Below are 12780 nucleotides of genomic sequence, written 5' to 3'. Positions count from 1 at the left end.
TCACTTCCCCTCGGTGCGGTTGGCCCGCAGGTAGAACACCGCGAACACGGCGGAGATCAGGATGAGTACGTTGCCGACGACGGCGCCCGCGCCGAAGTCCAGCTGGACGAACGAGTTCTGGTAGGTCAGCGTGCCGAGCGTCTGGGTGGCGTCGGCCGGGCCGCCGTCGGTCAGGGCGAGGATCAGGTCGAGGATCTTCACCGTCGACATGAAGCCCAGCACGAGGACGACCGTGACGACGGGCTTGAGCATCGGCAGGGTCACCGAACGGAAGGTCCGCCAGGCCGACGCGCCGTCCAGGGCGGCCGCCTCGTGCAGCTCCTTCGGGATCTCCTGGAGACCGCCGTACAGGATGACCATGTTGAACGGGATGCCGATCCAGATGTTGACCAGGATGACCGAGAGCAGGGCCATCTCCGGGCTGGTCAGCCAGGGCGTGTGCCCGCCGATCCCGAGCGTGTCCAGGAACGAGTTGAGCACGCCCGTGTCCTGGTCGAGGATGCGCCGCCAGACGATGCCGGACACCACCATGGGCACCAGCCAGGGCAGCAGGATCAGCGAGCGCAGCACCCCGTTGAGGGGGAAGCGGCGGCTGAAGAACACCGCGAGCGCCAGGCCGATGCAGAACTGGCCGAGCAGGGAGCCCGCCGTGAAGACGAGCGTGTGCCACAGCGCCTTGCCGAACAGGGCGTCCTGGAACACGTTGGACCAGTTGTCGGCGCCGTTGAAGGGCGCCTCACCGGTGAAGAAGGTCTTCGGCGTGTAGTCCTGGAAGCTCATCACGACGTTGCGCACGAGCGGGTAGCCGAAGAACAGCAGCATGAAGACGACGGCGGGGGCGACGAACCCCCACTGCGCGAGCCTGCGGCGGCGCGCGATCCGGCCGGGGTCGGGAGCGGAGGCGGGCTCGGACGCCTTGGCGGGCGTCTGCGCGCCGACGGTGGAGGTGGTGGGCATGGGCGTGGTCATGGGGGTCGTACCTCAGTTCCCGCTCGTGGCCCGCTGCTGGGCGCGCTTCAGGGCGGTCTCACTGGACTGGCCGGTCAGGGCGGACTGGAAGGCGCTCTGGAGCGCGAGCGACACACTCGACCAGCCGGCGCCGAGCTTCGCCGTCCGGGACCGGGCGACGGCCACCTGGTCGGCCAGGGAGTCCAGCTCGGGCACCTTCTCGCGCCAGACGGCGGCGGCCTTGGCGTTGGCCGGGACCATCCAGCTGTTGAGCGCGTAGGTGAGCTGCTCCTGCTCGCTCGCCAGACACGCGACGATCTTGCCGGCCGTCTTCTCCCGGGCCTCGTCACCGGTGTTGGGCACGGTGAGCACGGCACCGCCGAGCGGGCCGACCGAGTCGTCCCCGGCCTCGGGCACCGGGATCGGCGCGATGCCCCAGTGCAGCGACTTGTCGCTGTTGAGGGTCTCCACCTGCCACGGGCCGTTGATCATCATCGCCGCGTTCCCGGCCATGAACTGGTCGTTGACGTCCGCCTGCGTCCAGTTGACCGTCGACTTCGACAGCGAACGGTCCTTCAGCAGGCTCTTCCAGTAGTCCAGGGCCTCGACCACCTTCGGGCCGTCCAGGTCGGTCTCGTCGCCGCCGTTGGACCACATGAACGGCGTGAACTGGAAGACGCCGTCCTCCGCGCCGCCCGCGCTGAGCGCCAGGCCGTACTGCTTGCCCTGCGTGAGCTTCTTCGCCGTCTCCCGCAGTTCGGCCCAGGTGGTGGGCACCTCGACGCCCGCCTGGTCGAGGACGTCCTTGTTGTAGAAGAGGGCGAGGGTGTTCACGGAGCGGGCCGCACCGTAGTACGTGCCCTTGTACGAGCCGAAGTCCACGATCCCGTCGGGGATGTCGTCGGTGCTCAGCCCGAGGGTCCTGAGGTCGACCAGGCCACCCGCGTCGGCGAAGGTCGGCATCTCGGACGCGTCGAACTGCACGATGTCGGGCAGCGACTTGGACGAGGCCATGCGCAGCGCCTTCGTCATCACCTGCGCCGCCGGGACGCTCTGCTGCTCGATCGTGACGCCCAGCTCCTTGCCGCAGCGGGCCATCGCCTCCGCGTCCCAGCGGTGGTACGACTCGTCGGTCGAGGAGTTCATCACGGTGTACGTGTCGGCGTCGCGCTGCTGTCCGCAGCCGGCCAGTGCCGCCCCGGCGACCAGCACGGACACCGCGGTGAACGGGGCGACGACTCGGCGTGAGCGTCCTCGCCCGCGGCGCGTGGCAGCCGGGGGGTGTGCTGTCAAGGCGAGCGAGGTGAAGCGCTTCGACATGGTGCGGCCCTTGCTGTCGTACCGTCCGGCTTCCTCGCCGGACTGTTTTGTTTGATGTGATGACTAATACGTCACGAACCCGCTTCCGCGCTAGAGCAAAGTGGCCCCGCTCTCTTCGTTCCGCGGGGTGAGGAGGTCGTTCTCTTGCGTAATAATGCCAGTTCAGCGCAGTGGTGCCGAGGTGAACGCCTCGGCGTCGGGATTTGTTTTGTGTACGATCAAAACGCTGTGAGACGGCCTTCGTGCTCCCACCCGGACAGCTCCCGCCCCACCCAAGGAAGATCATGAAGTTCACCGACGGCTTCTGGCTCATCCGCGAGGGCGTGCATCTCTCGTACGCCACCGAGGTACGCGATGTACGCCCCCAATCGAAGCGCTTCACCGCCCATGCCGCCGTGAAGAAGGTGACGCGGAGGGGGGACACGCTCAACGCGCCGCTCCTCACGGTCGAGTGCTTCTCACCCGCCGAGGGCGTCATCGGCGTCCGCGTCACCCACCACGCCGGCAAGCGCCGGCCGGGCCCCGACTTCGCGCTCACCGAGGCGGAGGACGGCGTCGGCGAGGTGCGCCAGGAGGGCACCGTCACCGAGCTGACCAGCGGCCCCCTCACCCTCCGCCTGGACCGCGAAGGCCCCTGGGGCCTCACCTTCCACGACGCGGACGGGCGCGAGCTGACCCGGGCCAACGCCAAGGGCACCGCCTTCGCCACCACCGGCGACGGCGCCCACCACATGCTGAGCCGCCTCGCCCTCGGCGTCGGCGAGCAGATCTACGGCCTCGGTGAGCGCTTCACCCCGTTCGTGAAGAACGGCCAGGTCGTCGACATGTGGCAGGCCGACGGCGGCACCAGCAGCGAGCAGGCGTACAAGAACGTCCCGTTCTACCTCTCCTCGCGCGGCTACGGCGTCTTCGTCAACCACCCCGGCGCCGTCTCCTTCGAGGTCGGCTCCGAATCCGTCGGCCAGGTGCAGTTCAGCGTCGAGGACCAGGCGCTGGAGTACTACGTCGTCGCCGGGCCCACCCCGAAGGACGTCCTCACCCGCTACACCGCCCTCACCGGCCGCCCCGCCCTCCCGCCGGCCTGGTCCTTCGGCCTGTGGCTCACCACCTCCTTCACCACCTCCTACGACGAGCAGACGGTGACGTCGTTCGTGGACGGCATGGCAGAGCGCGGCATCCCGCTCTCCGTCTTCCACTTCGACTGCTTCTGGATGCGCGAGTACCAGTGGTGCGACTTCGAATGGGACCCGGACGTCTTCCCGGACCCGGACGGCATGCTCGCCCGGCTCAAGGCCAAGGGGCTCAGGGTCAGCGCCTGGATCAACCCCTACATCGCCCAGAAGTCCCCGCTCTTCGAGGAGGCCGCCGCCCTCGGGCACCTGGTGCGCAGGCCGGACGGCGACATCTGGCAGTGGGACCTGTGGCAGGCCGGCATGGGCCTGGTCGACTTCACCAGCCCCGCCGCCCGCGACTGGTACGCCGGCAAGCTCAAGCCGCTGCTCGACCAGGGCGTGGACTGCTTCAAGACCGACTTCGGCGAGCGCATCCCCACCGACGTGGTGTGGCACGACGGCGCCGACCCGGAGCGCATGCACAACTACTACACGCACCTGTTCAACCGCACCGTCTTCGAACTCCTGGAGAAGGAGCGAGGCCAGGGCGAGGCCGTCCTGTTCGCCCGCTCGGCGACCGCGGGCGGCCAGCAGTACCCCGTCCACTGGGGCGGCGACTGCTGGTCGTCCTTCGAGGCGATGGCCGAGTCACTGCGGGGCGGCCTGTCCCTGTCACTGAGCGGCTTCGGCTTCTGGAGCCACGACATCGGCGGCTTCGAGGGCACGCCCGACCCGGCGGTCTTCAAGCGCTGGCTGGCCTTCGGCCTGCTCTCCTCGCACAGCCGGCTGCACGGCTCCTCGTCGTACCGGGTGCCGTGGGAGTTCGGCGAGGAGGCCGTCGACGTCGCCCGCCGCTTCACCCTCCTCAAGCACCGCCTGATGCCCTACCTGTACGGCGTCGCCGCCGAGGCCCACCGCACCGGCGTGCCCATGATGCGGCCGATGGTCCTGGAGTACCCGCACGACCCGGCGTGCCGTCCGCTGGACCGCCAGTACATGCTCGGCTCCGACGTCCTGGTCGCCCCCGTCTTCACCGAGGACGGCGAGGTCGAGGTCTACCTCCCCGAGGGCACCTGGACCCACCTGCTGACCGGCGAGCGCGTCACCGGCCCGGCCTGGCGCACCGAACGGCACGGCTACGACAGCCTGCCGCTGTACGTCCGCGAGGGCGCCGTCCTGCCGCTGGGCTCCGACGACCGGCGCCCCGACGGCGACTGGCTGGACGCGCCGACCCTGCTGGTCCACCCGTCCGCCGCCGCCGACTACACGGCCGACGCCACCGTGCCCGACCTGCTGGGCACGCCGGCCGCCACCTTCCGCGTGCGGCGCGACGGGGACGTCCTGCGGGTCACCGCGAGCGGCACCGACCGCCCCTTCACGGTCCGGGTCGCGGGCGGCGCGAGCGCGGAGGGCGCCGGGGAGGTGACCGTGCCGCTGACCTGACCTGACCTGACCTGACCTGACCTGACCTGACCTGACCTGACCTGACCCCGGCACGGCGGGTGGACCACACGGCGAAGCGGCACGCGAGGGCGCGTGCCGCTTCGCTTCGCGTGGCGTTCCGCGGGGGGCCTCAGCGCTCCAGGGCGCCGAGCGCCGTCAGCAGCCGGTCCACGTCCTCCGCGCTGCTGTACGGAGCGAGGCCCACGCGTACGCCGCCCTCGTCGCCGAGGCCCAGCCGGCGCGCGGCCTCCACGGCGTAGAAGGAACCGGCCGGCGCGTCGACCGCCCGCTCGGCGAGCTGCCGGTAGACGTCGGCCGGGCGCAGGCCCGCCACGGTGAACAGCAGCGTCGGAGTGCGCCGCGCCGCCCGCGAGTACACGGTGATCCCGCCGAGCTGCGAGAGCCCTCGTTCGAGCCGCTCGCGCAGCGTGTCCTCGTGCGCCTCCAGCGCCGCGAACGAGGCGACCAGCCGGTCCCGGCGGGAGCCCCCGGCCTCCGGGTCGAGCCCCGCCAGGAAGTCCACCGCCGCGCTCGCCCCGGCCAGCAACTCGTAGGGCAGGGTGCCCAGTTCGAAACGCTCGGGCACGGTGTCGGCGGACGGTAGCAGCTTGTCCGGGCGCAGCGACTCCAGCAGCTCGGCCCGGCCGGTCAGCACGCCCAGGTGCGGACCGAGGAACTTGTACGGCGAGCACACCAGCGTGTCCGCGCCCGTCGCCGCCAGGTCCACCACGGCGTGCGAGGCGTAGTGCACCGCGTCGACGTGGAAGTGCGCGCCGTTCGCGTGGACGAGGGACGCCAGCGCCGGCAGGTCCGGCATGGTCCCGATCAGGTTCGACGCGGCGGTGACCGCGACCAGCCTGGTGCGCGGCCCCAGTACCGCCGCGAGGTGCTCGGGACGCAGCTCGCCCGTGGCCGGGTCGAAGTCCGCCCACCGCACGCGTGCCCCGGCCGCCTCGGCCGCCTGCACCCAGGGCCGGATGTTCGAGTCGTGGTCGAGCCGGGTGACCACCACCTCGTCGCCCGGCCCCCAGCCCTTGGCCAGGGTCCGCGACAGGTCGTAGGCGAGCTGGGTGGCGCTGCGCCCGAAGACGACCGTCCCCGGCGTGGTCCCGAGGAGGTCGGCGAGCGCGGACCGGGCCTCGGTGACGATCCGGTCCGCGTTGCGCTCGCCCTCGGTGTTGCGCCCCCGGTTGGCGAGCGGGGCGCTCAGTGCCGCCGCGATCGCGTCGATCACCGGCTGCGGGGTCTGCGTACCGCCCGGCGCGTCGAACCGCGCGGTACCGGACTTCAGGGCGGGCACGTGCGCGCGGATCGCGGCGACGTCGAGGGCCATGGGGCAACTCCAGGGTCGTGGGGCCAGGTGGACGGGGGACGGGGGACGGGGGGCGGGGGACGGCGGGGATGGTCGTCAGGCGATGCGGTCCTTCGGCCGGGGCGGCAGGTAGGTGGTACGGCTGGGCCGCACCCCGAGTCGCACCTGCGACTCCAGCCACATGATCGCAGCCCCCGTGGGGTCGACGACAGGGACGAACGGGCCCTCGGCGGCCAGCCGCTCCTGGAGGGCCGCGGCGACGCCCAGCATCCCGGTGCAGCCCAGCACGATCACGTCCGCCTCCCGTGCCGCCACCGCGGCCCGGGCCTGCTCGGCGAGTGCCTCGACGAGCCGGTCGCCGGGGTCCAGGTCCAGGACGGGGATGTCGACGACCCGGATCGGTCCGACCCGTTCCGTCAGCGCGTAGCGCCGGACCAGGCCGTGCAGCATCCCCAGCACGTTCGGCAGGACGGTGATCACCCCTGTGCGCTCGCCGAGCGCGAGGGAGGTGAGCACGGCGGGCTCGAAGCCGCCGACCACCGGGATGTCCACGATCTCCCGGGCCGCCTGCACGCCGGGGTCGCCGAAGCAGCTCACGAACACCGCTTCGGCGCCGTCCTCGGCGGCTTCACGGACCGCGTCGAGGATGCCCGGGCCGGCGAGGGCCTCGTCGTACTCGGACTCGATGGAGGCGGTGCCGCGCGCGATGCGGCGGACCTCGACCTCCGTGCCGGGCGACACCCAGGCGCCCACCTCGCGGCGGACCTCCTCGGTGAACGCGTCGGTGATGACGGGGAGCACGACCGTGAGCTTCACAGCACCTCCAGGGTGTGGGCGGGGCGGTCGGCCCACCCTGTGCGGGCCCGCCGAGGGGCACAAGGTGCGAGGCGCACAGCCGGGCGGCGACGACCGTGCCGACCGCACCGCCTACGCGCCCGCCCCGCCCGTGCACGCCCGCCCCGCCGAAGCGCCCGCCCCGCCCGGGGCGACCGCACCGCCGACACTCTCGCCCCCGCTCGCAGCCGCCATCCGACTGTGCGGGGTGCCCTGCCGATGCCGCGAACCGGTGCCTGATGCACGGTGACCGTCCGAGGGCGGCGGCCTAGTCTCGGCGCACCGCATCCGGCGCCCCCCGCCCGCCCCTCTGGAGTCCCCATGGCGTCCTCTTCAGGACACGACGACCACGCGCTGGCCCGCGTGCCGCAGACGGCCCGGTTCCACTGGTTCTCGGTGGCGACCCAGCGCTTCGGCCAGCTCTCCACCCTGGCCAGCTTCCTCATCGGCGCGACCCTCGGCTTCGGCATGACCTTCTGGAACGCCGTGCTCGCCATCACCCTCGGCGCGGTGATCCTCGAAGTCATGACGGTCTTCACCGGCATCGCCGGCCAGCGCGAGGGGCTCTCCACGTCGCTGCTGGCCCGCTGGACCGGGTTCGGCGCGGCCGGCGCCTCGCTCATCGGACTCGCCATCGGCCTCAGCGCCGTCGGCTGGTTCGGCATCCAGAACGCGGTCTCCGCCGACGGCCTGGTGGACCTCGTCGGAGTCCTGCCCGCGTGGGGCTGGGCCCTGGTCGTGGGTCTGGCCATCACCGCGATCGTGGTCCAGGGCGTCGGTTCCATGGCGTGGGCCGCCTACGTCACCGTCCCCGCCTTCCTGCTGATGGCGGGCTGGTCCATCGCCGTCGAACTGTCCCGGCACGACCTGGGCGCGCTGACCTCCGCCCAGCCCGCCGGACCCCCGCTGTCGCTGCTCCAGGGCACCACCATCGTCGCGGGCGGCTTCATCGTCGGCGCGGTCATCACCCCCGACATGAGCCGCTTCAACCGCAGCGGCAAGGACGTCGTCAAGCAGACGGTCGTCGGCATCACGGTCGGCGAGTACGTCATCGGCCTGATCGGCGTGCTCCTCGCACTCGCCCTGCGCACCAACGACGTCATCGCCATCGTCACGTCCACCTCGGGCTTCCTCGGCACACTGATCATCGTGGCCGCCACCATCAAGGTGAACGACTGGAACCTGTACGCCGCCTCCCTCGGCGTCGTCACCTTCGTCGACCAGGCCTTCGGCCGCCGCCTCCACCGGGGCGCCGTCACCGTCGTCGTCGGTGTGCTCGGCTCCCTGCTGGGCGCGGCCGGGGTCCTCGACAACTTCACCGACTTCCTCGACCTGCTGGGCGTTCTCTTCCCGCCGATCGCCGGGATCATGGTCGCCGAGTACTTCGTCGCCCGTACCTGGCGCTCCGGCCTGGACGAGACCCGCGACAGCGGCGAACTCCCCGCCGCCTCGCCCATGTGGGTGCCCGCCGGACTGATCACCTGGATCGTCGCGGCCGTCGTGGGGAAGTACGTCGACTGGGGCCTGCCGTCGATCAACTCCATCGCCGTCGCCTTCGTGCTCTACCTCGCCGCCGCCCGCCTCGGCCTGGTCCGCGGGGTGGGCACCGCACCGACCCGCCGCGCCGTCCCCGGGACGGCGACCGGCACCCCCGGCGTCCCCGCCGCCTGACCGCGCACGCCACCGGCGTACGCGGCCACCGAAAGAGAAAGGCAGGACAACCCACATGCTCCGACTGGGCATCGACGTGGGCGGCACCAACACCGACGCCGTCCTCATCGACGGCGACCGGGTGCTGGGCGCCGTGAAGGCGTCCACCACGGCCGACGTCACCGGCGGCATCGTCACCGCCCTCGGCGACCTCCGGCAGGCCACCGGCTTCGACCCGGCCGCCGTGCAGGCGGTGATGATCGGCACCACGCACTTCATCAACGCGCTGGTGGAGGGCGAACGCCTGGCGCAGACCGCGGCCATCCGGTTCGGGCTGCCCGCCACCCGCGCCCTGCCCCCGCTGGTCGACTGGCCCGACCGCCTGGTCACCGCGATCGGCGGCCACAGCCATCTGTGCCACGGCGGCCACGAGTACGACGGCACGCCCATCGCGGCCTTCGACGAGGCCGAGTTCCGTGCGGTCCTGGACCGGGCCGTCGCCGCCGGCGCCACCTCCTTCGCGCTGTCCTCCGTCTTCTCCCCGGTCAACGCGGAGTTCGAGACCCGCGCCGCCGAGATCATCGCAGAGCAGCTGCCAGGTGCGCCGGTGAGCCTCTCCCACGAGATCGGCCGCATGGGCCTGCTCGGCCGGGAGAACGCCACCGTCGTCAACGCCGCCCTGCGCGGCCTCGCCGACCAGGTCGCCACCGGACTGCTCCGCACGGTCGCGGAGGCCGGCATCAACGCGCCGGTCTTCCTCAGCCAGAACGACGGCACCCTGATGGACGTCGACTACGCCCGCCGCTACCCGGTGGCGACCTTCGCGTCCGGACCGACCAACTCCATGCGCGGCGCCGCGTTCCTGTCCCGGCTGCCGTCCTGCGCCGTCGTCGACATCGGCGGCACCACCAGCGACGTCGGCATCCTCCAGCAGGGCTTCCCGCGCGAGGCGTCCACGGACGTCAACGTGGCCGGCGTGCAGACCAACTTCCGCATGCCCGACGTGCTCTCGATCGGCATCGGCGGCGGCAGCCACGTCCTGCACCAGGCGTCCGGCACCGCCGTCGGCCCCGCCAGCGTCGGCTACCGGCTCGCCCAGGAGGCCCTCGTCTTCGGCGGCACCCGCCTCACCGCGACCGACGTCGCGGTGGCCGGCGGGCGCGCCGAGGTGGGGGACGCCTCGCTCGTCGCCCACCTGGACAAGAGCGTGGTGGACGCCGCCCTGCGCGTCGTCGACGACCGGCTCGCCGAGGTCGTCGACCGGATGCGGGCCTCCGCCGAACCGGTGCCGGTCGTCGCCGTCGGCGGCGGCAGCATCCTGGTGCCCGAGGACCTCGCGGGCGCGTCCCGCGTGGTGCGCCCCGACCACTTCGCCGTGGCCAACGCCATCGGCGCGGCGATCGCCCAGGTCGGCGGCGAGGTCGACCGGGTCTACTCGGTCGTACCGCAGCAGCGCGACACCGTGCTCGACGAGGCCCGTCAGGAGGCCGTCGACCGAGCGGTGGCCGCCGGAGCCCGGCCGGGCTCCGTCGAGATCGTGGACATCGAGGAAGTACCGCTGGCCTACCTGCCGGGCAACGCCACCCGGATCCGGGTCAAGGCCGTCGGAGAGCTGAGCCTGGGAGGCCCCCGTGCGTGAGATCACCGCCGACCACCTGCCCGACCTCGCCCGCGGGGCCGCCGTGCTCGGCACCGGGGGAGGCGGCGACCCGTTCGTCGGCCGCCTCCTCGCCGAGCAGGCGCTGAAGCGGAACGGGCCCGTCACCCTCCTCGGCCTCGACGAGATCGACGACGGGGCGTTCATCGTCCCGACGGCCTTCATGGGGGCGCCCACGGTGATGCTGGAGAAGCTCCCCTCGGGCGACGAGATCATCGGCGCCATGCGGGCGCTGGAGGAACTGCTCGGCCGCAAGGCCACCCACACCGTCTCCATCGAGGCGGGCGGCCTGAACTCCATGTCGCCGTTCGTCGCCGCCGCCGAGGCGGGCGTCCCGCTGATCGACGCCGACGGCATGGGCCGTGCCTTCCCCGAACTGCAGATGCTGCTGCCCACCCTGGGCGGCGTACAGGCATCCCCGATGGCGCTCGCCGACGAGCGCGGCAACTCCGTCACCCTGCGCACCGACGGCAACGCCTGGGCGGAACGCCTCGCCCGCGCCGCCACCGTCGAGATGGGCTGCAGCGCGGCCGTCAGCCTCTACGCCCTCACCGGCCGCCAGGCCAAGGACCACCTGGTGCCCGGCACCCTGACCCTGTGCGAGCGGATCGGCCGGGCCATCCGCGAGGCCCGCGAGGGCCACGCGGACCCGGTGGCGGCGGCATCCGGTGTCCTCGGCGGCCGGACGGTCTTCACCGGGAAGATCGGGGATGTGCAGCGCACCACGACGGGTGGCTTCGCCCGCGGCACGGCCCGGCTCACCGGCCTCGACGCCGACACCGGGTCCGCGCTGGAGCTGTCCTTCCAGAACGAGAACCTGGTCGCCACCCGCGACGGCGAGGTCGTCGTCAGCGTCCCCGACCTGATCTGCGTCCTCGACACCGACTCCGGCGAACCGGTCACCACCGAGACGCTCCGCTACGGCCTGCGGGTCAGCGTCCTCGGCGTGCCCTGCGACCCGCGCTGGCGCACCCCCGCGGGGCTCGACCTGGCCGGGCCCGGCTACTTCGGCTACGCGCACGAGTACGTCCCGTTTGTGGGCGCCGAAGTGTGATGATCGAAGGGTGACCCGCACTCTCACCGAGCCCCCCTCGCCCGTGTCTCCCGCGCCGCTGACCGCCGCGCGGGTGCCGGCGCTGGCCGCCGGGGCGACGCTGCTCGGCTCCGGCGGCGGGGGAGAGGTGGCCACCGGCGCGCTGCTGCTGAGCCGCGAGCTGGCCGGGGCACCGGTGCCGCTGCTCCCCGTCGCGGCGTTGGCGCCGGACACCCTCGTGGTGCACACCGGCCTCGTCGGCGCCCCCGACGTACTGGCCGAGCGGCTCGCCGACCCCGACGACTTCGCCGACGCCGTACGCACCGCCGGCGAGGTGGTGGGCGGGTCGGCGGGTGCGGTCGGGGTCATCGAGATCGGCGGCCTCAACGCCGTCGTCGCCGCGGTCGCCGCCGCCCGGCTCGGCCTGCCGCTGGTCGACGGCGATCTCATGGGGCGGGCCTTCCCGCGCATCGACCAGACCGTCGCCGCCGTGGCCGGGGTGGACCCGGCGCCGCTCGTCCTGGTCGGCCCCGGCGGGAACACCGTCGTCGTCCGCGAGTGCTCACGCCGCCTGGCCGAACGGCTGCTGCGCGCCAATGTCCTCGCCCTCGGCGGGGCCGCCGCCCTCGCCGTCCACCCCCTGCCCGCCGCCCGGCTCGCGGCGATCGGGGTGCGCGGCTCCGTCTCCGCCTGCCTCGGACTCGGCGACCGACTCCTCACCGCCCGGGAGGCGGGCGGCACCCCCGAAGGCCTGGCCGACGCCCTCGGCGCCGAGCTGCTCGCGGCCGGCCGCGTCGAGGAGCTGGTCCCCCGCCAGGACCTCACCCCCGGATGGGCGACCCTCACCGACGGGCGTACCGGCGCCGTGGTCCGGGTGGACCTCCTGGACGAGTACCTGGCCGTCACGGTCGACGGCGTCGCCCGGTCCGCCGCCCCGCAGATCATCGCCGCCGTCGATCCCAGCGGCCGCCGCCCCTTGCGCGCCGACCAGCTCCGCACCGGCGGTCACCTGATCCTGCTCCGTCTCCCGCCCCTGCACACCTGGCCCGCCGAGGCGGAACCCCTGGTCGGCCCCACCGCCTTCGGTCTCGACCTGGCGCCGCCCACCGGCCCGGTGGCGGACCCTGGCGCTGTCTCGCCGTGGGGCCGGTCATGACCGGGGCCTGTGGCGCCGCCGTCCGGCTTCGTAGCGGCTGCCGTCTGATGCTGCTGCGGCTCCCGTCCTTGCCCGTGCGGCCTGCCGGGGCGGGATCCCTGGCCGGTGCCGGTGCTTTCGGTCTCGGCCTGGCGCGGCCGCCGGGTCCGGTCGCGGGCCTCTGCGCTGTCTCGCCGTGGGGCCGGTCATGACCGCGGCCTGTGGCGCCGCCGTCCGGCTCCGTAGCGGCTGCCGTCTGATGCTGCTGCGGCTCCCGTCCTTGCCCGTGCGGCCTGCCGGGGCGGGATCCCTGGCCGGTGCCGGTGCTTTCGGTCT

Annotated in this window: 9 protein-coding genes; 5 read left to right on the top strand and 4 right to left on the bottom strand. The window is 72.9% G+C overall.

The genetic code is table 11. The features are described from left to right. Positions 1-969: a carbohydrate ABC transporter permease gene (locus ACFV9J_RS06570; protein WP_385350733.1), complete on the bottom strand. Its 969-nt coding sequence runs from the start codon at positions 967-969 to the stop codon at positions 1-3. Positions 970-981: 12 nt separating this feature from the next. Beyond that, positions 982-2268: an ABC transporter substrate-binding protein gene (locus ACFV9J_RS06565; protein WP_385350730.1), complete on the bottom strand. Its 1287-nt coding sequence runs from the start codon at positions 2266-2268 to the stop codon at positions 982-984. A 284-nt stretch (positions 2269-2552) separates the two neighbouring features. On the opposite strand from ACFV9J_RS06565, the gene yicI reads away from it, so the two are divergent. Then, a complete protein-coding gene (gene yicI, locus ACFV9J_RS06560) occupies positions 2553-4823 on the top strand; it encodes an alpha-xylosidase (protein WP_385350728.1) in 2271 nt (756 codons plus the stop codon). Positions 4824-4953: 130 nt separating this feature from the next. On the opposite strand, the gene ACFV9J_RS06555 is transcribed toward yicI, so the two are convergent. Next, positions 4954-6156, bottom strand: coding sequence for a cysteine desulfurase-like protein (locus tag ACFV9J_RS06555; protein ID WP_385350725.1), 1203 nt, complete (start codon positions 6154-6156; stop codon positions 4954-4956). 75 nt (positions 6157-6231) lie between these two features. Beyond that, on the bottom strand, positions 6232-6951 hold the full coding sequence (locus ACFV9J_RS06550) for an aspartate/glutamate racemase family protein (protein ID WP_385350723.1): 720 nt from the start codon (positions 6949-6951) through the stop codon (positions 6232-6234). A 339-nt stretch (positions 6952-7290) separates the two neighbouring features. On the opposite strand from ACFV9J_RS06550, the gene ACFV9J_RS06545 reads away from it, so the two are divergent. Genes ACFV9J_RS06545 through ACFV9J_RS06530 form a run of 4 tightly spaced genes read left to right on the top strand, consistent with a single transcriptional unit; the run spans position 7291 to position 12465 of the window. After that, a complete protein-coding gene (locus ACFV9J_RS06545) occupies positions 7291-8640 on the top strand; it encodes a purine-cytosine permease family protein (RefSeq protein WP_385350720.1) in 1350 nt (449 codons plus the stop codon). A 55-nt stretch (positions 8641-8695) separates the two neighbouring features. After that, positions 8696-10258, top strand: a complete 1563-nt coding sequence (locus ACFV9J_RS06540) for a hydantoinase/oxoprolinase N-terminal domain-containing protein (RefSeq protein WP_385350718.1) — start codon at positions 8696-8698, stop codon at positions 10256-10258. Next, positions 10251-11330 (top strand): DUF917 domain-containing protein, encoded by a 1080-nt coding sequence (locus ACFV9J_RS06535; protein WP_385350716.1) that lies wholly within the window; start codon positions 10251-10253, stop codon positions 11328-11330. The genes ACFV9J_RS06540 and ACFV9J_RS06535 overlap by 8 nt, the downstream gene beginning before the upstream one ends. A 10-nt stretch (positions 11331-11340) precedes the next feature. Continuing rightward, positions 11341-12465, top strand: coding sequence for a DUF917 domain-containing protein (locus ACFV9J_RS06530; protein ID WP_385350714.1), 1125 nt, complete (start codon positions 11341-11343; stop codon positions 12463-12465). Positions 12466-12780: the final 315 nt, after the last annotated feature.

Origin of the sequence: Streptomyces sp. NPDC059906, from assembly GCF_042730645.1 — a bacterium.
Lineage (GTDB): Bacteria > Actinomycetota > Actinomycetes > Streptomycetales > Streptomycetaceae > Streptomyces > Streptomyces rubrogriseus.
This window is presented reverse-complemented; position numbering and strand designations above follow the sequence as displayed.